Genomic DNA, 21,800 nt, shown 5'->3' on the forward strand with positions numbered 1-21,800 from the left:
TCTACGCATCGTGCTTTCCGAAAATCGATTCCGATTTTCGGGCCGATGCGCTAGAGCAATTCCAGGAAAAGTGTGTAACGGTTTTCCGTCCGGAATTGCGTAGTTTCAAAGAGTTAGACCATTTCACTGTTTCAATGAAACAATGAAATGAGCTAAGGCAGTCTGCGCTATGTCATCCAGCCCGGCAGCTCGGATGCCTGCCGGATCCAGCTTGCGACCAGCTCCTCGTCGAGTTGCTCGCCCTCGTGGATGTGGAAATAGCGCGTGTTCTTGTCCTTGGACTCGACCGGAGGCAGAGGACTGAGCGACGCGCCGCGGAAGAACGTCACCTTGATGTACTTCGTGAAGCAATGATAGGCGAGGAACCAGCCCTGGCCCTCGACGCCATAGAAGGGCGAGTTCCATTTGACCGCCTTCTTTACGCCGGGGACCGTGCGCGCGATGAGCGCGTCGAGGCGGCGGCCGGTGTCGCTCTTCCAGCCCGGCATGGCGGCGATATAGGCCTGCACCGGAGCGTCGCCGTCGCCCTTCGGGATCTGCGGGTTGCCGCCTGAAAGCAGGGTCGGCTTCGCATCCTTGGTCGCTGCGGGCTTGCGGGCCGACGGCTTGGCGGCCGACTGGCGCGGCTTGGCGGCCGTCGTTGGCTTGCTGGAGGTCCTCTCGGCCATAACGTTCACTCCACTGATCGACGGAGGTTACTTTAGGGCGCGAACGCAATTTGCCCAGCGCCTTACGGTAAAGCGATCGAGCAATGATCCGAAATTTGCGCCAGTTTTCTCGCCGTGGGTCGGGAGCGAGCCCGATGATTCAGCGCCCAAGCTCATCGACCATGAGGTCGATGAAGCGTCTCACGCGCGGCTCCAGGAGACGCTTGCTGGGATAGATCGTCACGATCTTTGCATCGTCGGTCTCGAGATCGGATAGGACCGGCCGGAGGCGACCCGCAGCCATGTCCGCCGCGACCAGAAAGTCCGGAAGAAACGCGATGCCGAGGCCCGCAATGGCGGCATCCCGGATCGCCTCTCCGCTATCGAGCCTCAGGCGGCTGCGGCCCTGGGCCTTGACCCACGCACCTCCTTCCCCGCGCAAGCGCCAGCTTTGCCGCTGGTTGCGACTGCTGAAGATCAGGCAGTCGTGTGCTGCGAGATCGTCCATCACCAACGGCTCGCCGCGCTCGGCGATGTAGGACGGCGCGGCACAGAGCACCGCCTTGTATCTGGCGACCACCCGCGAGACGAGCCGCGTGTCCGAAGTCGTAACCCCGATCCTGACCGCCAGATCGAAGCCTTCCTCGACGATGTCCGCCACGCGATCGGTGAAGCTCACCTCGACCTGGATCTCGGGCCAGGCCGCAAGGTATTTTCCGATGAGAGGCAGAACCAGAAGCCGCCCGAAGGCATCGGGAACGGTGAGCCGCAGAACCCCGCGTGGCATGCCGCTCTGCCCGGCAACGCTCGCCTCCGCTTCGTCGATCGAGGCGAGAACCTGCAGCCCGCGTTCGTAGAACACCCGCCCTTCCTCCGTGAGGCTCAGCGTTCTCGTCGTGCGGTTCAGGAGGCGCGTACCGAGCCTGTTTTCCAGGCGGATGACGGCCTTTCCCGCCGCCGACCGGGACAGGCCCATAGCCTGCCCTCCGGCGACGAAGCTCCCTCCGTCGACGACGGCCATGAACACCTGAATGTCATTCAGATTCGCACGCTGCATGATGCAACTCCAAAGTCTCGACTACGGCAGAGGCTCATGCTGCCGCGCATGTCTCTAAAGCGCGTCGCGTTCAAACGGCCTCATGCGACGCGCTCTAGCTCTTTGTTTCATGCATGTCGTTGTCTCAAAACCGCTGCACACTTTTGAGCGACATGCATAGTACGACCTGTGGATGCAAGCGATTCAAGCTGTGACGTCGCCGGGCGGGCTTGGCGTCGCGCGTGTCGCTTCTGTGTGGACGTCCATTCGTCAATCAACCGGCTATAAGGACCGACGCCTCGTCGAGGGCTGCGGACCCGCCTGCCAACGGGTTGCTGCCTTCGAGCACGTCGCCGCCGAGGCAAGTCATTACCATAGGAAGGAAGCCGAAATGGCACAGTCACTGACGCGTTTGAATCCGCCTGCCCTGCCCGATGCGGGTGCGCTCGGCTACTCGCAGATCACAACCGTGGAGCCGGGCCGGCTTGCCTTCATTTCCGGGCAGGTCGCCTGGCGCCCAGGCGGCGAGCCGGCGCCGGATGGCCTCGCGGAACAGGCGGAACTCGTCGTCGCCAACGCGAAGGCGGCTCTCGACGCCATAGGCGCCTCGCCGGAAGACCTCGTCATGGTGCGCGTCTACATGGTTGATTTGACGCCCGGGCGCATCGAGGAGCTGATGCCATATCTGAGTGCGTTGTTCGACGGCGCGCAGCCGAGCCTCACGGGCGTCGGTGTCGCCGCTCTGGCCGCGCCCGACTTGCAGCTGGAAATGGAAATGATCGTTCGACTGCCGTCGTGAGCGGCCGCCTCGCATTGGGCAGGTTTGATCGCACCACGCCGCGCTGTCTTTGGCCCGCCGCCTTGAGTGCCCGGGTCTGCCTGTGGTAGCCCTTGGGAAACGAGAATGCGTCCCCGATGGCGCAGTCTTCGCGGCTTAAGCGGTTGATGCGCTGCCGCCTGTTTCCGTCGATTCCGCCCGGAGGCATCTTATGGCCGAGGTCCTGCTGTTTCATCACGCACAGGGGCTGACCCGCGGCGTCCGCGCCTTCGCCGAGGAGCTACGGCAGGCCGGGCACACCGTGCACACGCCGGACCTGTTCGACGGGCGCACGTTCCAGAGCATCCCAGAGGGTCTCGCCTACATCGAAGAGATCGGCTTCGACGAAATGCGCGAGCGCGGCGTCCGCATCGCCGACGACCTGCCCTTCGATCTCGTCTATGCCGGGTTCTCCTTCGGCGTGCTGCCGGCCCAGAAACTCGCACAAACCCGGCCCGGAGCCCGCGGAGCGCTGCTCTTCCACTCCTGCCTGCCGATCAGCGGCACCTGGGCCTTCGGGCCATGGCCGGACGGCGTCCCGGTTGAAATCCACGGCATGGACAACGACCCGATCTTCGTCGGCGAAGGCGACATCGACGCTGCCCGCGAGGTCGTCGAAAAGGCTAAGGACGCCGCGCTTTTCCTCTATCCCGGCGACCAGCACTACTTCGCCGACAGCTCGCTCCCGTCATACGACGCCGACGCCGCCGCGCTGCTGACCCGGCGGGTGCTTGAGTTCCTGAACCGGGTCTGAAGCGCCGGCGCCCTTATCCCGCGTCTCAACTTATTGGAATCGATCGCGCGCGCTCAGCACTATCTGAAAGCGCAGAGATGAATAGTGGCACCTGCGAACGTGCGGCGTCGCCGCCGGGAATGCACATCATGAAAGCACTGAAGGCGACAGGGTCTAACCATTCTCGAAGACGGATCGATCAGGTCTTCCCAACGGCTAGAGTTTTCTCCTGAACCAACCGGTCAAGTTCCATTTTGTGCGCAACGTACGATTGTTCGAATGTCTCAAGGACCTCATGTGCCAAGGAGGCATCCAAACCGTCCCGCTCAAGTTCGGCGACGATTCTGCGCTGGTTCTCGACGTGGCGGGAAGCTTCGGCCAAGTGCCGCTCTGCCTCCGCGAGATGGCGTTCGATGATGGCGAGTTCGTCCATGCTGCATTAACGCACGATCCGGGAAAAGGCTTCATCGGACAGTCGCCTGAGCAAGAACATTGACGAAGCGGTGGCCAGATGCACCGCCGGGACTGCACCGTTCCTGCATCGCGCCAGCCTACCGTCCCAGGAAGCCGTGAACCCTCCGCAGGAAGGCACGCTTACCCTCGGCAGGCCCATGGCCGACCCGCGCATCCCCCGCGAGGCCGCAAAGGTGGCGGGCAAGGTCGGTCTGGAGGTTTGGATTGTCTCGCAACAGGGACTTCACGGCCAGGCTGTCGATCTCATAGGCCTCGACCCCGGTCAGCGCTTCGAATGTTGTCGGTTCGCCGTCGATCGCGTCGGTCTGCCCGAATATCGCGCCGCATCCCAGTCGCGTGACCTCCGCGCCCTGGCGATAGGCCGCGACGGCTCCCGAGCGGACAAGCATCACGCTTGAGCTGCTTTCCGCTCGATCGAGCACGAGCTCTCCGGACCGGTATCGCCGCGCCCGCGCCGCGGCTTCAAGCTTCGCCAGCTCTTCCGGTTTCAGGTCGGCGAAGATCGGGCTGGTCTGAAGCAGGTCCTTCGCCGTCTCCGCGGATGCCGGCTTTGGAACGGCGCTCTCCGTGAGAACGCTGGCCGTTGTTGGCAGGGCGAGCGACAGGTCCATAGCCGCGCATTGCCGGTAGACGAGATCGATGAGTTCGTTTCGGGCAGGAGTCCGGTCGGCGGGATGCCTGACACGGTATTGCAGCTCGACCTCGACCGCCATGGCATCGACGCCCTTGAGAGCGACGATCGGAGCAGGATCGTGAACGATGTAGTTTGCGCCGATCATTGCCCGCCGCATGACCTCGGCGACAAAGGACGGCGGATGTGTCGCCCTCACGCGGAGCGTCAGGACCTGCTGGTGCGTCTCGTCAGGACGGGTGATGTTGGTGAGCCCGACCTTCGCCAGCACGCTGTTCGGCAAGACGACGATGTTGTTGGCCGGCGTCAGGACATGGGTCGAACGCCAGGTGTTCTCGACCACCCGCCCTTCAACGCCATCGGCAAGGATGATCCAGTCACCGATGCCGTAAGGGCGTCCCAGCGTCAAAGCCACGCCGGAAAAAACGTCGTTCAGCGTGCTCTGCAAGGCAAGCCCGAGTATGATCGCGATGACGCCCGAGGTCGCGACCAGTGTTCCGATCGCAATGCCGAACACGAAGGAGAGGATGGAGAGCGTCACCCCGAGATAGACGACGGCGACGAACAGGTCCTGAAGCAGCCGCGCTTCGAGCGGCCTGCCATCCAGCACGATGTAGATGCGGATAAAGCCGATGGTGGACCAGGCCAGATGGACCCACCACAAAATCTTGGCGGCGATGAGGGTACCGCCGACTTCCTGAATCGGCTGAGATTTGAACGGAGAAATGCCGTTTCCGACCATTATCGCCGTCATGGTCAGGAAAAATGCGATCTGAACCACCAGCCGCCCATTCGGACGGCCGCGCCCCTGCAGATGCCAGATAACAATGCTTGTGACACCCAGCGCGATAACCTGGACGAGAGGCGAGACAAGCAGATCGAACATTCGCGGAAATGCCTTCTGAAAGCGGGTCGGGCGGCTCGGCGCTTATGCGTGTCGACGGCGAAGATCGCAACCTATCCTTTTGCAGCACCGGTTGTCGTTCGCGCCTGCATATTGCGGGCAAGAATTCCTGGCAGGATGGCATGAACAAGATGGTTGACGCGAGCAGATGGAGGCGCGCTTGCGGGCGGGTATCATTCTACTTTCGGCCGGATTCACGCTTGCGGCCAGCATCGTGATCGCAGACGTTGCGGCACCCGGGCGACGGGTCGCGGCGGAATCGATACGGGAATTCGCGGTTCCCGAGGCCAACCAGGGGGTCGGCGTGGATGCGGATCACTTCTACGCCGTCGACAACCGCATGATCGCCAAATACGACAAGGCGAGCGGCGAGCGGGTCGCTGTTTTCGAAGATCAAAAGGATGGCCCGATCAAGCACCTCAACAGCGCCGTGGTGGTTGAAGGGGAAATATACGCGGCGCACTCGAACTTTCCCGATTGGCCGGCGGCCAACTCGGTCGAGGTCTTTGACGCAGCAACCATGCAGCACCTCGACACCTATGCCCTCGGAATCGATCGCGGCTTCTTTACATGGCTCGATTATCACGACGGCTCATGGTGGGGAGCATTCGCCAATTACAACCGGAAATTCGGCCACGGTCCTTTCGCCTATGGAAACAAGGACAACACGCAAGTCGTCCGCTTTGACCGGGACTGGCGGATCGCCGAGGCCTGGGTTCTGCCGCATGAAGTGCTTGAGAAGTTCGGGGACATGAGCAATTCGGGCGGATCCTGGGGACCCGGCGGCAGGCTCTATTTGACCGGGCACGATGCCGCTGAGGCGTACGTGATGGAGCGTCCGGAGACCGGCTCTGTCCTGAAATGGATCGCGACGGTGCCGCTGAAGAACACCGGCCAAGGCATTGCCTGGGACCGCTCGACGCCGGATGTGCTCTATGGCATCAGCCGCGGCGAAAGCCCCGCAGATAACCACGTGACGGTGAGCCGCATGGTGCTCGGGCAGCAAACAGCCAGATCTCATTAGCCGGTCGACGGGATCAGCCTGCGGACGGCTCCACGCTTCAGGCGTCATGGCTGCCGGAAGAAGCGGCGCCCGAGAGGCTAGCTGTTCTTCTGCCGCGCGTCTTCGATGTCTTCGGGTTCTGCGTCGTCGATCTCCGCAAGGCCGTCTGGAGCCCGGTGGTCGGAATGAAGCAGTCCGTCCAGTTTTGCGTGGATCGCCTGGGTGTCGCCGTGCTCGGCGCGCTGAATGATCAACGTCATGACCCACACGATAAGCGTCGCCAGGCTGTGCATGTCGAAGGTCTCGGGCTCAAGGATCAGCCACAGCACACCATAGGCTATGACAACCAGAAACGCCGCGGGCCGAGCGGTCGCAGCCGCCAGTACGCTGAGTGAACGTCGTATCGGATCCCGTATCATGGAGAATGCAACGGCCAAAGCCGGTATCGGGTTCCGAAAGATCCGCTTGCGAGCGTGGACAGCGCCGCCGGTGGCGCTACGTGCATGCTCCAACCTCATTCGGCACCACAGCTCCGACCTGGGCGCGTCACGGCGCAGCGACGCTCCCCGTCCTAGCCTTGTTTGATCAGCTCGACGCTGACCTCGCCATCCGCCGTCACCGTGCAGGCGATGGTGGCGGAGCGCGGCTCGATGCCGCCCTGGCGTAGGTAGTCGATCTTGACCGCCAGCGTAGCGGTCCGCGCGCCGCCCTCGCCTGCGCTCACCGGCTCGGTCAGGCTGGTTTCGATGGAAACTGGATTGTATTGCGAGGCCCATTGGGCGATCGCCTCGTTGCAGCGGGTGACGGTCGGCTGGTCAGCCGCCGAAATGCCGTGGCTAACCGGCGTCACCGGTTCCGGCAGCAAGTCGGCCGCGAAGGTTGGGACGGTAAGCAAAAGTATTGCTGCGCTGAGCACTCTGATCCTGTGCATGATCGGTCCCCCTCTTTTCGAGAGCGTGATCGTTCGCACCCGCGGCGCCCCTCGCCCCGGCAGCTCCGATGCTCTCTCCGGCACGATAAACCTTGACCGTGCCGATGGGAACGGCATTGGACAATTCGAGCATTTCTCGCGTCCGCCTGCGGCGCCAGCACCGGAGATGACGGCACAGATGGTGGCGGCACAGTTCCCGGCCGTATCGAGAGTCCGAGAAATGTTAAGCCACTGCCGATTGCCTGCCCGCTCCATGGAAGACCCGGACTGCGGTCAAGACACCGGCGGTCAGAATAGCTATTCCGGCAATCTCCAGCAGCGTTGGCGAACGGCCATGCACGGCAAGGCCGAATAGCGTACCGAAGACTGTTTCCGACACGATCAACTGGGCGGACAGAGCGACAGGCAGCCGCTGCGAGGCAATCGTCCACGCCCATGCAGCGCCGACCGAGGCCAGAAGCGCCAGACCCGTTCCCCACAGGTAGAGAGGAACAGCGACGTCCCAGCCGAGACCAAGCCGCGGTATCTCGAACACGCCCAAGGCAAGACCAACAGGCATGAAGGCAAGCGTCTCGATCCCGCCGCCGGTCATGATAAGTGCGGTCCAGAGGACTGGATCCATGCCTGGACGTTTGGCAAGGGCACTCTCATTGGCAATGCCGAACCACGTCCACAGCAATACGGCGGCGATCGCCAGCGGAATGCCGATCGCGAGTGATCCCGTCGTCGCTACACTAGCCAGATCGAACACACTGACGTTGACGAGGGACAAGCCGACGACAGCCAATGTGAGCGGCAGGATCAGGGAGCTCCAGCCCACGCTTCTCTGGCGCAAGTTGCCGACGATCGCCAGCACGACGGGCACGAATGCCAGAAATGCCGGCGCAATCACGGGACCCGCAAATATGGCCGCGCCGGCGACGGTCAGGAAATAGCCGAGATACCCGATGAAACCAAGCCAGGCTGTCGTCAACAGGTCGCGAAACCTTAGTCCGCGCAGGGCTTTTCTGGTGAATGCCAGAAATCCCAGGCCTAAAACGCCGGAGATCACGAACCGGAACAGCGCAAAGTCGAAAACCGAGTAGTCGCCTATGACGAAGGGGACGACAAAATTCAGCGACCACGCAAAGGCGGCAAAGAGCGCGGCGGCGACGCCGATCATCATGGAGCTCGTCATTGAAGCACCTGGGCTCAAGGATTGTTGCGTGTTTGTGGAGGAGGCAATTGCTCGAACTTTCGATCGAGCAATCGGTCTGTGGAGCAATTCCAGGAAAAGTGTGTAACGGCTTTCCGTCCGGAATTGCGTAGTTTCAAAGAGTTAGATCATTTCAATGATCTAATCTCTTAGGCTTCATCCGGGCCGGCGCGGAAGACGAGCAACTTGTTGCCGTCGAGATCGCGGAAATACGCGCAGTACGGACCATCCTCGTTCGGGCCACGCGGCCCCGGCTTGCCCTCGTCGGTCCCGCCAAGCTTCAAGGCAAGCGCGTGCACCTCATCGACGTGAGCACGAGAGCGGGCGCTGAGCGCAACCATGTTGCCGTTGCCGATCGTGGCGCCTTCGCCATTGAAGGGATTGGTCACGCCGAACTCGAGACCCGTCGTGCCGAAGTAGATTGCCCTGCCGGGCTGTTCCAGGATGCGTCCGACGCCGAACAGGGCGAACAGTTTGTCATAGAAGTTTGCGGCAGTGGCCAGATCGTTGGTCCCTACGACGGCGTGTCCCAACAACTGATGTGCGGCTTTGGCGGCCATGATTTCTTCCTTTGTGCGGTTCGTCTTCGCCGAGGCTTCCTGCCCTTTCGGCTGATGACGCACAAAAGCGCGCTGTTCGTGTCTGGGATGTTTCGCCGCTGCCGCCGTAATGTAGGAGAACGTCAAAACCGACGTATCTCGATACACTCTGGTACGAATAGTCCGGCACGCCAGCCGACCAACTCATTCCCTCTTCGTCACGTGAAGCGTCCGATGATCCCCTGCAGGCGCTCCCAGGATCTTGCGAGCTGCCGTTGCGGAGCCGTCGCGAGGCCCAGAAGCAAACCGGGTTTTGCAGAAGCCGGCGACGCATACCAGACCGAGAGCGGTGCCGGTGCCATTCCGAATGCCAGCGTTTCCCTGGCGATGGCAATGTCCGGCGCGCCGTCCGGCAGCCGCAGCAGCACGGCCAGGCCGGTAACAGTCGCCTCCGCGGCGCCCGGCGTGAGACACTTCAACAAGGCGTCGCGCTGGGCGGCATAGACGCGTTTCGTGCGCCTCAGATGCCGCATGTAGTGGCCTTCGCGCATGAACTCGGCGGTTGCGAGTTGCACCGCCGGCCCCGGAGGCGGCGCGAGGCACGCCGCGACCTCCGCGAAGCGAGGTGCCAGCGCGGGCGGCGCGACGAGGAAACCGAGTCTCAGCGCAGGGCTGATGGTCTTGCTGAAGGAACCGATGTGAATGACGCGCCCGGCGCGGTCTAGCGAGGCGAGCGCGGGTGCGGCGCGGCCATCGAGCTGCAATTCGCTCAAATAGTCGTCCTCGATCACCCAGGCTTCGCTCCGAGCCGCCCAGTCGAGGAGTCGCAGTCGCCTTGCCAGCGAAAGCGCAGGCCCGAGCGGCGCCTGCTGCCCCGGCGTCACCACGACCAGTGCCGCGTCCGGGGCATGGCGCATGCCATGGTCGACATCGATGCCGTCCTGATCGACGGGAATCGGCACGAGCGACAATCGCGCAAGTTCCAGCCCGCGCCGGCTGAACGGAAAACCGGGATCCTCAACCCAGGCCTTGCGCCCCTCGAGGCCGAGCACGCGGAGCGCCAGTCCGAGGCCGTTGGCGTAGCCGCCGGTAATGATGACCTCGGATGGCGAACACTCGATGCGGCGCGCGACAGCGACATAGGCGGCGATTTCCCGCCGCAGTTCCAGTTCGCCGCGCGGGTCCGGATAGATCGCGGGCGCGCTCGATTCCGCGCGGACGGCCTGCGAGCGGATTCTGGCAAAGAGCGTCGCGGGAAAGGTTTCCTGCGCAGGCACGCCCATCTGGAAGATCGCGGGGCCTGCCGTCATCTCCAGATACTGCTCCATGAACGAGCCGGGATCGGGCGGCTGTTCGACCCGGGCGATGGCGGCAGGCTGTTCCGCGACGCGGGTTCCAGCCGCGCGCGAGGCGACGATGAGTTGGGCGGCGGTGAGCTTTTCATACGCCGTTCGCACCGTGCCGCGGGCGACGCCGAGCTGGGCTGCAAGGTCCAGCCAGGACGGCAGACGAGCGCCGGGCGCAAGCACCCCGCTTTCGATCGCGGTGCTGATGCCTTTTCGTATCTGCTCTGCCAGTGGCGTCTTCGCAGACCGGTCGAGCTCCAGTTTCAGCGGCTGGTCCATGCTCTCTTGGTACACGATTTTTGCCGGTTCTTGGTGCTTTTTTTAGAACCAGAAGACCGTCATTTCTAGGCGGCAACGAAGAAACGTCATCATGACCATGAGCAAAGGAGAACCGTCATGACGATACGATCTGTAATTGGCGCTGCCGGCGCCGCCATCGCAATCGCCATCGCAATGCCTGCCGCAGCGCATGACCTCGGCGAAACCGTTACGCCCCATTTCGAGAAGGCGATACCCAACATTCCGGGCAAGACGCTGAGCGCACTGATTGTCGACTATGAGCCGGGTGGGACCTCGCTTCCGCACGACCACGCAAAGTCGGCTTTCATCTTCGCCTACGTAATCTCCGGAGAAATCGCGTCGAAGGTGAACGACGGCCCGACTGAGACCTTCCGCGCCGGCGAGAGCTGGTACGAACCGCCGGGGTCCGCCCATCTCGTCAGCCGCAATGCGAGCAAGACCAAGCCCGCAAAGCTGCTGGCGGTCATCGTCCACGACAGCGGTGAAAAGAACATCACCACCCCCCGCGACTGAACCGGCGTTCAAGAAACGAAACGCCTTTAAGGACAAAACACGTGAGCAAGCGCCTCGACTACAACCAGATCGCACCAGCCGGCGTCAAAGCCCTCGGCGGAGTCTACGGCTATATCATGCAGAGCAGCCTGCCTCCGGTGCTGGTCGATCTGGTCTATCTTCGTATCTCGCAGATCAACAACTGCGCCTACTGCCTCGACATGCACACGCGTGACCTCATCAAGAAAGGCCAGACAATCGAGAAGATCGCGCTGGTGCAGGCTTGGGCGGAAGCCGGCAATCTCTTCGACGAGCGCGAGCGGGCCGCCCTTGCCTGGGCCGAAACGGTGACGCGCGTGGCCGAGACCAACGTGCCGAACGACGCCTACGAAGCCGTGCGTGCGGTGTTCGACGAGCGCGAACTCGTCGATCTCACGATCGCGATCGGTCTGATGAACACCTACAATCGGCTGGCGATCAGTTTCCGCAATACGCCACAGGCTGCGCTGGAAAAGTAACCGGTGCCGCCATCGAGGCGCACCAGATCACCCACGACAAAGTGTCTAACGACTTTCCGTCAGGAACTGCGTTATTTCGATGCGTTAGATGCATTTCGCGGCCTCACCGTACAGCACGCGACCTAGCGTGAGGGGTTTGGCGCATGCCTTTCCGCCCTCATCCCTGTGCTTGTCACAGGGATCCAGCAGCGCCGCGTCCGCGGCGCGGAAGAGTCCCTTCGGCCCAAGGACTTGGGCCGGCTGGATTCCTGTGACAGGCACAGGAATGAGGGGTGGGAGACGCAGCAGTCTACGATGCAGCGGCAGGCTGCTACCGTGTACAGCGGCTCAGCTTGAAATGCCGTCAAACCAAGGAGTTGGCAATGAAAATATTCATCGCAGGTGCTACGGGTGCCGTCGGTTTGCCGCTGGTGCGGGCGCTCTTGACGCTGGGCCACCAGGTCACCGGCATGACGCGGCCCGGTCGGGGGGCGGATCGGCTACGCGAGCTCGGGGCCGGAGTGTCTTTCGCCGATGCGTTTGACCCCAAGGCGGTCCATCGCGCGATCGAGGCGGCAGCGCCGGACGTGGTGGTCGATCAGCTCACCTGGCTTCCGGCCGACCCCGCCGAGATCATCAAGGCCATGCCCAACGATACCCGCCTTCACCGCGAGGGCGGCGCCAATCTGCTCGCCGCGGCAGAGGAACTGGGCGTTCGCCGCTTCATGATGCAGTCTCGCGGGTTCTATCTGGAGGCTCCGGCAGGAGCGCTTGCCGACGAGACCGCCAGGCTGAGGTACGACGCGCCCGGCGAGATCGGTGAAAGCACGCGCACAATCGGCGCCTATGAGGACCGGGTGCTCGCCTCGCCATCGCTTGACGGCGTCGTGCTCCGCTACGGCTTCTTCTACGGCCCCGGTACCTGGTACCGGCCGAACGGGGCCATCGCCGAGCAGGCCCGCAAGGGCGAGTCGGCGATTATCGGCGAAGGAAACGGCGTCTGGTCGTTCGTGCACATCGACGACGCGATCGCCGCGACGGTCGCATCGCTTAACGCCGAGCCGGGCGTCTACAATGTCGTCGACGACGATCCCCTGCCCGTCGTCGAATGGCTGCCCGCCTTCGCCCGCTGGGTCGATGCGCCGGAGCCCAAGCGCGTGAGCGTGGAAGACGCGCTGACAGCGGCGGGCGAGGAAGCGGTCTACTACCATACCCGCCTGACCGGCGCCTCCAACAGCCAGGCGAAGACAAAACTCGGCTTCACGCCACGGCGGCTGCTGTGGAAGGACGCTTGACGCTTTGTCATTCCTGGAAGGCGTCGGTGGTATTGGATCGGCCTTGCTCCTACATAGCGATACAGTTTGCGAGCATCCGAACACATTCAAGATACGAGCATGCGTCAGTCTCGCCCAACGGTTCGGACCGACCCGCGAGCCGTGAGACCGAAGCATGACATGGGATCCTTCGCTCACAACGTGAAAGAGAGCCTCCCGAGACGTCACTATTCGGTCCTTCGCCTGCCGGGCCCATGTTTATGTCCGGCATGAGGAAATGGGTCTCTGAACCAGAGGAACGACTGAAATGATCCTGCTCATCAAGACCCTTGCCGCCGCCACCGCCGCTACCGTGCTCGCAACCGGCGCATTCGCCCAGAGCGCGCGGGAGATCCGCGGCCCTTCACCCTATGTTGCCGTCGAGAACGAACCCGCGCCTAAGCTGATCGTAGACCCCCCGCTTCCTGAAGGGATTGCCCAGGGCGTCTACTGGGCTCAGTACCGGGTGGAGAACCTACGCATCGTGCCGGTGTTTGGGGCGGGCGCCGTCGACGTGTCTCCACGCATCGGACATCTCCACGTTATCGTCGATGACCTGCCGTGGTGGTGGGCGGACGCGAGTGACAACAACACCGTCGATATAGCCAATTTCCCGCCCGGCCCGCACAAGGTGAATATCCGGTTGGTCGACGCCAATCACAACGTGATCCCCGGGCAGGAGGTGACGCACACGTTCACCGTCCCCGACACGGCGGCTCCTCACACGCACTGAGGATCGCTCTCCGATGCGCTGCCGCGCAGTTGACAACTGCGCGGCCCCTGAACGTGACGGCCTCCGGCACGTTGGTCGTCCTACAGCGCCGCGCGTCTTATCGGACGCGCAAAGGACGCTGTAGAACTTTGAATTGCTGCATGTCTTTGTCCTTAAATCGAGGTCGATTTAAGGAGACATGCAGTGGCTAAAGTGAGGTTATCATGCACGAGAACGAAGTCTTCGTTAGAACAGATTCGAAGCCGGCAGCGGAAGGGCTCACCGGGCTTGGCATCGTCGCAGCGGCTGCTGCCGTTCGTAACGGCGATATCTCGTCGGAGTCCTATACGGCCGCTCTCCTTAAGCGCGCCCGGACGCACTCCGATCTAAATGCGTTCATTACGGTAGACGAAGCAGCTGCGCTGGCGGCGGCCAGAAATGCGGACAAGGCACGCGCCGCTGGTTCCACTGCTCCCCTTCTCGGCGTTCCGTTGGCGATAAAGGACAGCTATCTGACTCAAGGACTGCGGACGACGCTTGGAGTGCGGAATCTGGAAGGTTTCGTGCCGGAAAAGGACGCCGAGGTCGTTGCCGCGATAAAGGATGCTGGCGGCATCGTGCTTGGCAAAAATAACCTCGTTGAAATGTCCTACGGCTTGACCGGCAACAACAGCACCTATGGTCAGGTGAAAAACCCCCATAACCGCAATCATGTCTCTGGGGGCTCCTCCAGCGGGGCGGGCGCGTCCGTCGCGGCTCGAATCGTCCCCGCCGCCTTGGGGGGCGATACGGTAGGTTCGATCCGAGTGCCTGCGTCGCTGTGTGGCGTGGTTGGCTTCAAGCCGACGACGGGGCGGTGGCCAGGGAACGGGGTCGCCCCGATCTCTCATACCCTCGATACGACGGGTGTGCTTGCGCGCAATGTCGAAGACTGCGCCCTGATCGATCAAATCGTCACGAAGGCTGAAGCGACCGCAGGCTCCGATCGGTCTGACCTGAAGGGTGTCAGGTTGGCCTATGCGCCTCGGCAATATCTTGATTTGGTCGAACCTGACGTCGAGGCGCATTTCAAAGACGCGGTACGGCGGCTACGCGAGGCTGGCGCCGAGATTATCGAGATTGACCTCGGAGAAGACTTCTCCTCGATCACCGAAAGGGCAACGTGGAACATCTTTTTCCATGAGACGATGGAAGCGGTCTCAGGATTTCTTCATCACAACGGCGTTCCAACTTCGTTCGACGCAATCTATAACGGCTTGAAACCCGGTCTGAGAGAAGCTTGGGGGCACGTCGTCTTGCCGATCGGACGTGGATATATTTCCCGCGAGACATATGAGGCAGCACTGACACGCGATCGTCCGGAAATCCAACGTCGATTCAGCGAAGCCTTTGCCCGCAGCGGGGCTGTCGCACTTCTCTTTCCAACGACACCCTGCACGGCACCATTGATCGAGCAGCAGTCGAAGTTCTCAATCGCGGATCAGGAGGTCAGCGATCTGGTTCTGGCAAAGAACACCGTCGCCGCGAGCCTGGCCGATTTGCCGGGCATCAGCATTCCTACGGGCCTGTCTAAAAACGGGCTTCCGCTAGGGCTCGAGATTGACGGTTCGCACGGGCGTGACAGCAGCCTCCTCGAACTCGCACGTCGTGTGGAAGCGGCCGTCGGGATGCTGCCATCACCTAGCTGAACGATCGGCGCTGCTCGATCAAGATCTAAACAACGGAGACAGGCAATGAGCTATAAGAAGACCGACGAAGCGGTCAGCAAGCTGACACCCGAGCAGTTTCGGGTGACCCAGCAGAACGGCACCGAGCGCCCCTTCACAGGCGAATATAATGACAACAAGCGGCCGGGGATCTATGTCGACATCGTTTCCGGCGAACCGCTGTTCGCCTCGGCCGACAAGTTCGATTCCGGTTGCGGCTGGCCGAGCTTCACCAAGCCGATCGTGTCGGCAAACGTCAAGGAACTGCGGGATGATTCCTATGGTATGATCCGCACCGAGGTGCGCTCTCTGCATGGCGACAGTCATCTCGGCCATGTGTTTCCCGATGGGCCCCGGGACCGGGGCGGCTTACGTTACTGCATCAATTCCGCCTCCCTGCGCTTCATTCCGCGTGAGGAAATGGAGGCGGAGGGCTATGGCGCCTATATCAACCAGGTAGAGGATATCTGAATGACCGAGAGAGCTGTTTTGGCCGGTGGCTGCTTCTGGGGGATGCAGGACTTGATCCGCAAGCTTCCCGGCGTCGTCGAAACCCGCGTCGGCTACACCGGCGGCGACGTGCCGAATGCGACCTACCGCAATCACGGCACCCACGCCGAGGGCATCGAGATCATCTTCGATCCCGAGAAGACCAGCTACAGGCGGATTCTGGAGTTCTTCTTCCAGATCCACGACCCGACCACGAAGAACCGGCAGGGCAACGACATCGGCATGTCCTACCGCTCGGCGATCTATTACACCGACGACGAGCAGAAGCGGATCGCCGAGGACACCATCGCAGACGTCGAGGCCTCGGGCCTGTGGCCGGGCAAGGTTGTGACCGAAGTCGAGCCGGTGGGAGATTTCTGGGAAGCGGAGCCGGAGCACCAGGATTACCTGGAGCGCTTCCCAAACGGCTACACCTGCCACTTCCCCCGCCCCAACTGGGTCTTGCCCCGGCGATCGGCGGCCGAATAACCGGCCGCCTGTCTCCGGCTGCGGAGATTGCTGTTGCGTTCAAGTCAACTCCAATGCCCGGCGGTGACGCCGGGCATTGGACGAGGCATGCGGATGCATTCTTCGCCCTCATCCCTGTGCCTGTCACAGGGATCCAGCCACGGCGCGTCCGCGGCGCGGAAGAGTCTTTTCGGCCCAAGGACTTGGGCCGGCTGGATTCCTGTGACAGGCACAGGAATGAGGAGGTTGGGGGGTAACGGCTGAGCAAACAACGAGAGATGTTCGGGCATCGATGCGCCAGCCACCAACCACCGGCGCTCCGTCATCGAGGCTACATGGATGCACTGCGCACCAACACGCTCCCTCATCCCTGTGCTCGTCACAGGGATCCAGCAGCGCCGCGTCCGCGGCGCGGAAGAGTCTTTTCGGCCCAAGGACTTGGGCCGGCTGGATTCCTGTGACAGGCACAGGAATGAGGATGCGACGAGAAGCCTTGTCGCACAGCAACCGACGAGCCAGCAGCAGGCTGCTGTCGCGTCCTGTAACGCCTGAAAAGAAGCGCAAAGGTGTAGGTACCCGGTCGCCCCGTTGCAGATGTAGAATGGGCATTTCCTTATAGCAAAGGAGCGCACCATGGCCTTCAACACGCAACGGCTCCAGTTTCCCGGTCATTCCGGCGCCACGCTTGCCGCCCGCCTCGATCTGCCCAACGGGCCATTGCGCGCCTACGCGCTTTTTGCCCATTGCTTCACCTGCTCCAAGGATTTTGTAGCAGCACGCCGCGTTGCGGCCGAGCTCGCGCGCGAAGGCGTCGCCGTTCTGCGCTTCGATTTCACAGGGCTCGGATCGAGCGGCGGCGAATTCGCCTCGACGAATTTCTCCTCCAATGTCGCCGACCTGCTTTCGGCCGCCGACTATCTCCGCCAACACTATGAGGCACCCTCGTTGCTGATCGGCCACTCGCTCGGCGGCGCAGCGGTGCTGGCCGTCGCCAGCAGCATTCCCGAAGTGCGCGCCGTAGCCACGATCGGCGCACCGGCCGATGTCGGCCACGTCTTGAAGAACTTCGGAGCAAGCCTCGAGGAAATCGAGACAAGCGGCGCGGCGCAAGTCGATCTTGCCGGGCGCACCTTCCTCATAAGAAAGCAATTTGTCGAGGACGCGCGTGCGCACCGCATCAAGGACGCTGTTGCGGCACTGAAAAAGCCCCTCCTCGTCCTTCACGCGCCGCTCGACCAGACGGTCGGAATCGAGAACGCCACCGAAATCTTCCTCGCGGCCAAACATCCCAAAAGCTTTGTCTCGCTCGACAAGGCCGACCACCTGCTCACCGACCCTGAGGACGCAGCCTTCGCGGGCCGAATGATTTCGGGTTGGCTGACGCGCTATCTCGCCGCCGACACGCCGCAGGGCACGGAGCCGATCGAACATGTCCGTGTGATGGAAACGGGCGAAGGCAAGTTCCAGAACGCGGTTCAAGCCGGCGGCCATCGGCTTTTTGCCGACGAACCCGAAACCGTGGGCGGGCTCGATTCCGGCCCCTCGCCCTATGATTTCCTGGCGATCGCGCTTGGCGCCTGCACCTCGATGACGCTGCGCCTCTATGCCGATCACAAAGGGCTCGCGCTCGGGCGCATCGGCGTCGACGTCTCGCACGCCAAGATCCACGCCAGGGACTGCGAGGAATGCACCGAGTCGGAGCGCAGCGGCAGCGCCAGGATCGACCATTTCGAGCGCGTCATTTCCGTCGGCGGCGAGGTCTCGGAGGAGCTTCGCGCCAAGATCGTCGAGATCGCCGGCAAATGCCCGGTGCATCGCACGCTCGAGGCTGTGGCGAAGATAAAGACCGTCGTGAAGTCATAAGCGCGTCTGATAAAACGCGCAGCGCCGTAGGCGACAGCACGATTGCTTCGGTTGGTGAACTGGTGTGGCTGCCGCTCTCCACGAACGGCATGGCATGTGGTTCCGTTCATCCGGCGGCTAACGCGCCCCGGCTATCCTGTGGTACTCTCCTGCGAGGACATGATGAGGGGGCCTGATGCGATGTTGCGCGTGTTGGCGTTGATCCTGTTTCTTGCCGGAATTGCGATGCAGGCGGCCGCCGCGCCTCCGGACGCGGCGCCTTCGGATGTCGACCTGGAACTGGTACTGGCGGTCGACATGTCGGGCTCGATGGACATGGAGGAGGCACGTGTGCAGCGCCTTGGCTACCTGGGGGCGCTGAGGCACCCGGACTTCATCAACGCCATCAAGGGCGGTTACCTCGGACGGATCGCCATCAGCTATTTTGAATGGGCGGGACTGGTGAACGAAGAGTCGGTGCTGGACTGGCAAGTGATCGCGGACGCCGCGGACGTCGAAGCCTTCACCGCCCGGCTCGAAAGCCGCCCGGTCGGCACGCGGCGCGGCACCTCCATCTCCAACGCCATCCTGTTCGGGACCAACCTGATCGAGTCCAACGCCTATTCCGGGGCGCGCCGTGTCCTTGACCTTTCCGGCGACGGGCAAAACAACACCGGACCGCTGGTAGCACCCGCACGGGCCGCCGCGCTGGAGCGCGGGATCATCATCAACGGATTGGCGATCGTGATCAGGCCCTCCAATTCGGGCGTTCCGCTCGATCAGTATTATTCGGAATGCGTCATCGGCGGCCCTGGCTCCTTCATGATTCCGGTGCACGAGACGGAAGACTTTGCGATCGCCGTTCGCCAGAAGCTGCTCCTGGAGGTGAGCGGCCGCACGCCCCGATGGGCTCCCCGGCTGGCCGCTGCGACACCCCCGGTCGATTGCCTGATCGGCGAGAAGCTCAATCCGAACTTCATCGAGCGGGTGTTTCCGGAACTGAATCGGTAGTCAGATGTCGCCGATCACCATCCAGACGATGAGAGCCGCGAGCAGAAGCCATATCGCGACGATCGCGACCAGCCCGCCTCGACTGGTGGGGCGCTCGGTGCGCTTCGTTGCCTCGACGCGCAATTGCGCCAGAACGTCGTCCGGGATCAGCCTGATGACGGCGATGATGCCGAGCGGGACTATGACAAGGTCGTCGAGATATCCGAGGACCGGAACGAAGTCGGGTATCAGGTCGATCGGCGACAGGGCATAGGCGGCGACCGCTCCGGCGGCAAGCTTCGCATACCAGGGAACGCGCCGGTCACGCGCCGCCAGCCACAGGACGACGACGTCCCGCTTGATGCCTTTTGCCCATTTCTTTGACCGGTCCAGCCACTGCATGTCGCTCCTGCATGCCCTCAAATCCTGGGCGATTCAAGGTTAAAAACATGCAGCAATTCAAAGTGCTACAGCGTCCTTTGATCGTCTCCGCACGGCCACCGGTTTCAGACGATGCCGAATATCACGTCGCCGGCCGTGAGAGCCCGAAGGGAAACGCCTTCGATCAGCAGCCCGTGGGTGTCGGAGCCATTGAAGGCGACGTACACGCCGGAGGCCGTGTCCGTCGAGGCTGCGAGAAAATCGGCGTAATTGCGGATGCCGGTATTTTCCTGCGCGGTATCAGAGAACGCCATCACGTCGCCGCTCCGGGTTTCGAAGTCGCGGATGCGGTCGATGCCCTGTTGATCCGGGCTTTCAGTGGACCAGAGAAACGTGTCCGCGCCGCTGCCGCCGACCAATATGTCGGCCCCGTTTCCGCCGCTCAACAGATCATCCTGGGTCCCGCCATCGAGAAAATCCTCGCCGTCGCCGCCGAACAGCCGATCGTTGTTCGAGTAGCCCCGCAGCTCATCGTTCCCGCCCCGACCTTCGAGAAGATCGTTGCCGCCGAGCGCATCGAAGGCATCGTCACCGTCTGCACCCCGCAACACGTCGTTCCCGATCCCGGTCGAGACCCTGAAGTTTTCGACATTGGCAAAGGTCAAGCCGGTCTGGGTCGCCCCCCGCATGGCGTCGAAATCGGTCGCATCCGGAGAAGCGCCAAGCTTCAATTCGAGCTGGTCGCGCCCGTCGCCGCCATCGACCTCTCCCCTGAAATAAGCGATGAACGAGTCATTGCCGGTCCCCCCGAGCATGACCGATCCATCGCCGAGACTGCCGCCGCCGGGAGTGGCGGCCCGGATCCAGTCGTCGCCGGCGCCGCCATCGAGGATGTCGTTGCCGCCATCGTTGGCGAGCGAGTCCTTGCCGTCGCCGCCGAAGGCAACGTCGTCGCCGACGCCGGTCGATATCGTGTCGTTTCCTTCGCCGCCGTCGATGCGGTCGTTGCCGCCTTCACCATTGAGCCGGTCACCGCCGGTACTGCCTTCGAGGCGGTCGTCGCCAGCGCCGGCATCCACCATCACATAGTCGAGATTACCGCCGATTACCGTGTCATTGCCGCTGCCGAGCCCGATGCTGGCACTCTCGATGCCGCGGAATATCGTGCCCGTGGATGTGCGGCCGATGCTGAAATCGATGGTGGCGTCGCTCAAGCGCACCCTTTCCTCGATCCGGACCCAGTCCTCGCCAAGCCCGCCATCGACCTCGGCGGAATAGAGCGTCGTCGTGATGCCGTCGTTGCCGGCACCGCCGAAAAGGCGGTTTGCGCCGCGCCCGTCGACGATCAAGTCGTCCCCTGCCCCCGCATCGACGAAGTCGTTTCCAGCTTGCGTCTGGATGACGTCTCTGCGGACGGTCCCCTGGATGCGATCGTTTCCGCTTCCCGTCATCAGTACGATCTCTTCGATATCGTAGTGCCGGACGAAAAGATGCCGCTCGTCGACCGTCTGGTATCCGATGATGCCGTGACCGTTCTCGCCGTTGAACACGACCTGGTCCGAAACCGCGGAGAGATCGATCGTCAGTCTATCGTCGCCGGTGCCGCCGAAGACGGTGCTGCCCGTTTCGACGAGGATAAAGCGGTCGTTTCCCTCGCCGCCGTCGAGGCGGTCATGGCCGCCCGTATTGGTGATGGTATCCTGCCCGGCTCCCCCTTCGACGACATCGTCGCCGGCGCCGGTCGAGATGGTGTCGCTGCCCACCGTTCCCCTGATGCGGTCGTTGCCGCTTCCCGCCGTGAGCCTCAACCACTCGGTATCGTGGAAGAAGATGTGCCGTTCGTTGGCGCTGCGGTACCCGATGATGCCGTGACCGCTCTGCCCGTTGAACTCCAGCCGATCGGAAGCCATCGAGAGATCGATGATCAACCCGTCAAAGCCAACCCCTCCGGTCACGGCGCCACCCGTGCCGACGAGGACGATCTGGTCGTCACCCGTGCCGCCATCGAGACGGTCGTAGCCGCTCGAGCTCGTCAGGATATCCCATCCGTCACCACCGTCGACAAAGTCATCGCCGCCGCCGGCATCGATATTGTCCCAGCCGGGAAGTCCCCAGATGTAGTCGGTGTCGTCCGAGCCTTGCAACACATCACCGGAATACGAGCCTTCGATCTTGGCCATGTCGCCATCCTCCGCGCCCTGCTCGCGCTGTAAATATAGTTTGCGAGTGCAAATATAATACAGCGCCGACGCAAAGGTATACATATGAGCGCAACGAAGCAACATTATATTATTTCACCAATTCGAGTAATTTGTTTCGAAAATAATATTAGCATTCGCGCAATACAAATAAGT

23 protein-coding genes are annotated in these 21,800 nt (G+C 62.4%); 12 read left to right on the forward strand and 11 right to left on the reverse strand.

Annotation, left to right across the window (positions count from 1 at the left end; genetic code table 11):
• Positions 1–167 precede the first annotated feature (167 nt).
• A complete protein-coding gene (locus QN222_RS03270; protein ID WP_283962902.1) occupies positions 168–668 on the reverse strand; it encodes a DUF1801 domain-containing protein in 501 nt (166 codons plus the stop codon).
• A 139-nt stretch (positions 669–807) separates the two neighbouring features.
• Positions 808–1,704, reverse strand: coding sequence for a LysR family transcriptional regulator (locus QN222_RS03275; protein ID WP_283962903.1), 897 nt, complete (start codon positions 1,702–1,704; stop codon positions 808–810).
• A 370-nt stretch (positions 1,705–2,074) separates the two neighbouring features.
• On the opposite strand from QN222_RS03275, the gene QN222_RS03280 reads away from it, so the two are divergent.
• Both QN222_RS03280 and QN222_RS03285 read left to right on the forward strand, forming a co-directional pair.
• Positions 2,075–2,482 (forward strand): RidA family protein, encoded by a 408-nt coding sequence (locus QN222_RS03280; protein ID WP_283962904.1) that lies wholly within the window; start codon positions 2,075–2,077, stop codon positions 2,480–2,482.
• 190 nt (positions 2,483–2,672) lie between these two features.
• On the forward strand, positions 2,673–3,254 hold the full coding sequence (locus tag QN222_RS03285; RefSeq protein ID WP_283962905.1) for a dienelactone hydrolase family protein: 582 nt from the start codon (positions 2,673–2,675) through the stop codon (positions 3,252–3,254).
• 178 nt (positions 3,255–3,432) lie between these two features.
• On the opposite strand, the gene QN222_RS03290 is transcribed toward QN222_RS03285, so the two are convergent.
• Both QN222_RS03290 and QN222_RS03295 read right to left on the reverse strand, forming a co-directional pair.
• On the reverse strand, positions 3,433–3,666 hold the full coding sequence (locus tag QN222_RS03290; protein WP_283962906.1) for a hypothetical protein: 234 nt from the start codon (positions 3,664–3,666) through the stop codon (positions 3,433–3,435).
• Positions 3,667–3,784: 118 nt separating this feature from the next.
• Positions 3,785–5,224 (reverse strand): mechanosensitive ion channel family protein, encoded by a 1,440-nt coding sequence (locus tag QN222_RS03295; RefSeq protein WP_283962907.1) that lies wholly within the window; start codon positions 5,222–5,224, stop codon positions 3,785–3,787.
• Positions 5,225–5,402: 178 nt separating this feature from the next.
• Here QN222_RS03295 and QN222_RS03300 point away from each other — a divergent pair, with 178 nt between their 5' ends.
• On the forward strand, positions 5,403–6,266 hold the full coding sequence (locus QN222_RS03300; RefSeq protein ID WP_283962908.1) for a cycloisomerase: 864 nt from the start codon (positions 5,403–5,405) through the stop codon (positions 6,264–6,266).
• A 77-nt stretch (positions 6,267–6,343) separates the two neighbouring features.
• Here QN222_RS03300 and QN222_RS03305 read toward each other — a convergent pair whose 3' ends face one another.
• The 5 genes from QN222_RS03305 to QN222_RS03325 all read right to left on the reverse strand — a co-directional run bounded on the left by QN222_RS03305 (position 6,344) and on the right by QN222_RS03325 (position 10,535).
• Complete coding sequence (locus QN222_RS03305; RefSeq protein ID WP_283962909.1) at positions 6,344–6,763, reverse strand: low affinity iron permease family protein; 420 nt, start codon at positions 6,761–6,763, stop codon at positions 6,344–6,346.
• Between the two features lie 53 nt (positions 6,764–6,816).
• Positions 6,817–7,176 (reverse strand): hypothetical protein, encoded by a 360-nt coding sequence (locus QN222_RS03310; protein ID WP_283962910.1) that lies wholly within the window; start codon positions 7,174–7,176, stop codon positions 6,817–6,819.
• Positions 7,177–7,399: 223 nt separating this feature from the next.
• Complete coding sequence (locus QN222_RS03315) at positions 7,400–8,353, reverse strand: DMT family transporter (protein ID WP_283962911.1); 954 nt, start codon at positions 8,351–8,353, stop codon at positions 7,400–7,402.
• 167 nt (positions 8,354–8,520) lie between these two features.
• Positions 8,521–8,931 (reverse strand): VOC family protein, encoded by a 411-nt coding sequence (locus QN222_RS03320; RefSeq protein ID WP_283962912.1) that lies wholly within the window; start codon positions 8,929–8,931, stop codon positions 8,521–8,523.
• 197 nt (positions 8,932–9,128) lie between these two features.
• On the reverse strand, positions 9,129–10,535 hold the full coding sequence (locus QN222_RS03325; protein ID WP_283962924.1) for a PLP-dependent aminotransferase family protein: 1,407 nt from the start codon (positions 10,533–10,535) through the stop codon (positions 9,129–9,131).
• Positions 10,536–10,652: 117 nt separating this feature from the next.
• Here QN222_RS03325 and QN222_RS03330 point away from each other — a divergent pair, with 117 nt between their 5' ends.
• From QN222_RS03330 to QN222_RS03370, 9 genes are all read left to right on the forward strand, one after another.
• Complete coding sequence (locus QN222_RS03330) at positions 10,653–11,069, forward strand: cupin domain-containing protein (protein ID WP_283962913.1); 417 nt, start codon at positions 10,653–10,655, stop codon at positions 11,067–11,069.
• Between the two features lie 41 nt (positions 11,070–11,110).
• Positions 11,111–11,566: a carboxymuconolactone decarboxylase family protein gene (locus tag QN222_RS03335; protein ID WP_283962914.1), complete on the forward strand. Its 456-nt coding sequence runs from the start codon at positions 11,111–11,113 to the stop codon at positions 11,564–11,566.
• A 362-nt stretch (positions 11,567–11,928) separates the two neighbouring features.
• A complete protein-coding gene (locus QN222_RS03340; RefSeq protein WP_283962915.1) occupies positions 11,929–12,840 on the forward strand; it encodes an NAD(P)-dependent oxidoreductase in 912 nt (303 codons plus the stop codon).
• A gap of 286 nt (positions 12,841–13,126) precedes the next feature.
• The gene (locus QN222_RS03345) at positions 13,127–13,591 is read left to right on the forward strand and encodes a DUF6130 family protein (RefSeq protein ID WP_151613259.1); all 465 of its coding nucleotides are present in this window, start codon (positions 13,127–13,129) and stop codon (positions 13,589–13,591) included.
• 203 nt (positions 13,592–13,794) lie between these two features.
• Positions 13,795–15,258, forward strand: coding sequence for an amidase family protein (locus tag QN222_RS03350; protein ID WP_283962916.1), 1,464 nt, complete (start codon positions 13,795–13,797; stop codon positions 15,256–15,258).
• A 45-nt stretch (positions 15,259–15,303) separates the two neighbouring features.
• Complete coding sequence (gene msrB / locus QN222_RS03355; protein ID WP_283962917.1) at positions 15,304–15,747, forward strand: peptide-methionine (R)-S-oxide reductase MsrB; 444 nt, start codon at positions 15,304–15,306, stop codon at positions 15,745–15,747.
• Complete coding sequence (gene msrA, locus QN222_RS03360; RefSeq protein ID WP_283962918.1) at positions 15,748–16,254, forward strand: peptide-methionine (S)-S-oxide reductase MsrA; 507 nt, start codon at positions 15,748–15,750, stop codon at positions 16,252–16,254.
• A 612-nt stretch (positions 16,255–16,866) separates the two neighbouring features.
• Positions 16,867–18,096, forward strand: coding sequence for a bifunctional alpha/beta hydrolase/OsmC family protein (locus QN222_RS03365; RefSeq protein ID WP_283962919.1), 1,230 nt, complete (start codon positions 16,867–16,869; stop codon positions 18,094–18,096).
• A gap of 180 nt (positions 18,097–18,276) precedes the next feature.
• On the forward strand, positions 18,277–19,086 hold the full coding sequence (locus tag QN222_RS03370) for a DUF1194 domain-containing protein (RefSeq protein WP_283962925.1): 810 nt from the start codon (positions 18,277–18,279) through the stop codon (positions 19,084–19,086).
• Here QN222_RS03370 and QN222_RS03375 read toward each other — a convergent pair whose 3' ends face one another.
• Both QN222_RS03375 and QN222_RS03380 read right to left on the reverse strand, forming a co-directional pair.
• Entirely contained in the window at positions 19,087–19,467 is a 381-nt protein-coding gene (locus tag QN222_RS03375; RefSeq protein ID WP_283962920.1) for a YkvA family protein, read from the reverse strand.
• Between the two features lie 104 nt (positions 19,468–19,571).
• Positions 19,572–21,626, reverse strand: coding sequence for an SMc04171 family calcium-binding repeat protein (locus QN222_RS03380; RefSeq protein WP_284005222.1), 2,055 nt, complete (start codon positions 21,624–21,626; stop codon positions 19,572–19,574).
• Positions 21,627–21,800: the final 174 nt, after the last annotated feature.

This window comes from Sinorhizobium sp. 6-70 (assembly GCF_030124375.1).
Classification (GTDB): Bacteria; Pseudomonadota; Alphaproteobacteria; order Rhizobiales; family Rhizobiaceae; genus Sinorhizobium.

What these genes read in the sequence shown, in the direction of transcription:
- QN222_RS03365 (WP_283962919.1), top strand. Translation starts at nt 16,867, where the DNA reads ATGGCCTTCAACACGCAACGGCTCCAGTTTCCCGGTCATTCCGGCGCC.
- QN222_RS03320 (WP_283962912.1), bottom strand. Translation starts at nt 8,931, where the DNA reads ATGGCCGCCAAAGCCGCACATCAGTTGTTGGGACACGCCGTCGTAGGG.
- QN222_RS03305 (WP_283962909.1), bottom strand. Translation starts at nt 6,763, where the DNA reads ATGAGGTTGGAGCATGCACGTAGCGCCACCGGCGGCGCTGTCCACGCT.
- QN222_RS03315 (WP_283962911.1), bottom strand. Translation starts at nt 8,353, where the DNA reads ATGACGAGCTCCATGATGATCGGCGTCGCCGCCGCGCTCTTTGCCGCC.
- QN222_RS03380 (WP_284005222.1), bottom strand. Translation starts at nt 21,626, where the DNA reads ATGGCCAAGATCGAAGGCTCGTATTCCGGTGATGTGTTGCAAGGCTCG.
- QN222_RS03285 (WP_283962905.1), top strand. Translation starts at nt 2,673, where the DNA reads ATGGCCGAGGTCCTGCTGTTTCATCACGCACAGGGGCTGACCCGCGGC.
- QN222_RS03325 (WP_283962924.1), bottom strand. Translation starts at nt 10,535, where the DNA reads ATGGACCAGCCGCTGAAACTGGAGCTCGACCGGTCTGCGAAGACGCCA.
- QN222_RS03290 (WP_283962906.1), bottom strand. Translation starts at nt 3,666, where the DNA reads ATGGACGAACTCGCCATCATCGAACGCCATCTCGCGGAGGCAGAGCGG.
- QN222_RS03310 (WP_283962910.1), bottom strand. Translation starts at nt 7,176, where the DNA reads ATGCACAGGATCAGAGTGCTCAGCGCAGCAATACTTTTGCTTACCGTC.
- msrB (WP_283962917.1), top strand. Translation starts at nt 15,304, where the DNA reads ATGAGCTATAAGAAGACCGACGAAGCGGTCAGCAAGCTGACACCCGAG.
- QN222_RS03340 (WP_283962915.1), top strand. Translation starts at nt 11,929, where the DNA reads ATGAAAATATTCATCGCAGGTGCTACGGGTGCCGTCGGTTTGCCGCTG.
- QN222_RS03375 (WP_283962920.1), bottom strand. Translation starts at nt 19,467, where the DNA reads ATGCAGTGGCTGGACCGGTCAAAGAAATGGGCAAAAGGCATCAAGCGG.
- QN222_RS03295 (WP_283962907.1), bottom strand. Translation starts at nt 5,224, where the DNA reads ATGTTCGATCTGCTTGTCTCGCCTCTCGTCCAGGTTATCGCGCTGGGT.
- QN222_RS03330 (WP_283962913.1), top strand. Translation starts at nt 10,653, where the DNA reads ATGACGATACGATCTGTAATTGGCGCTGCCGGCGCCGCCATCGCAATC.
- QN222_RS03275 (WP_283962903.1), bottom strand. Translation starts at nt 1,704, where the DNA reads ATGCAGCGTGCGAATCTGAATGACATTCAGGTGTTCATGGCCGTCGTC.
- QN222_RS03370 (WP_283962925.1), top strand. Translation starts at nt 18,277, where the DNA reads ATGTTGCGCGTGTTGGCGTTGATCCTGTTTCTTGCCGGAATTGCGATG.
- QN222_RS03280 (WP_283962904.1), top strand. Translation starts at nt 2,075, where the DNA reads ATGGCACAGTCACTGACGCGTTTGAATCCGCCTGCCCTGCCCGATGCG.
- QN222_RS03270 (WP_283962902.1), bottom strand. Translation starts at nt 668, where the DNA reads ATGGCCGAGAGGACCTCCAGCAAGCCAACGACGGCCGCCAAGCCGCGC.
- QN222_RS03345 (WP_151613259.1), top strand. Translation starts at nt 13,127, where the DNA reads ATGATCCTGCTCATCAAGACCCTTGCCGCCGCCACCGCCGCTACCGTG.
- msrA (WP_283962918.1), top strand. Translation starts at nt 15,748, where the DNA reads ATGACCGAGAGAGCTGTTTTGGCCGGTGGCTGCTTCTGGGGGATGCAG.
- QN222_RS03350 (WP_283962916.1), top strand. Translation starts at nt 13,795, where the DNA reads ATGCACGAGAACGAAGTCTTCGTTAGAACAGATTCGAAGCCGGCAGCG.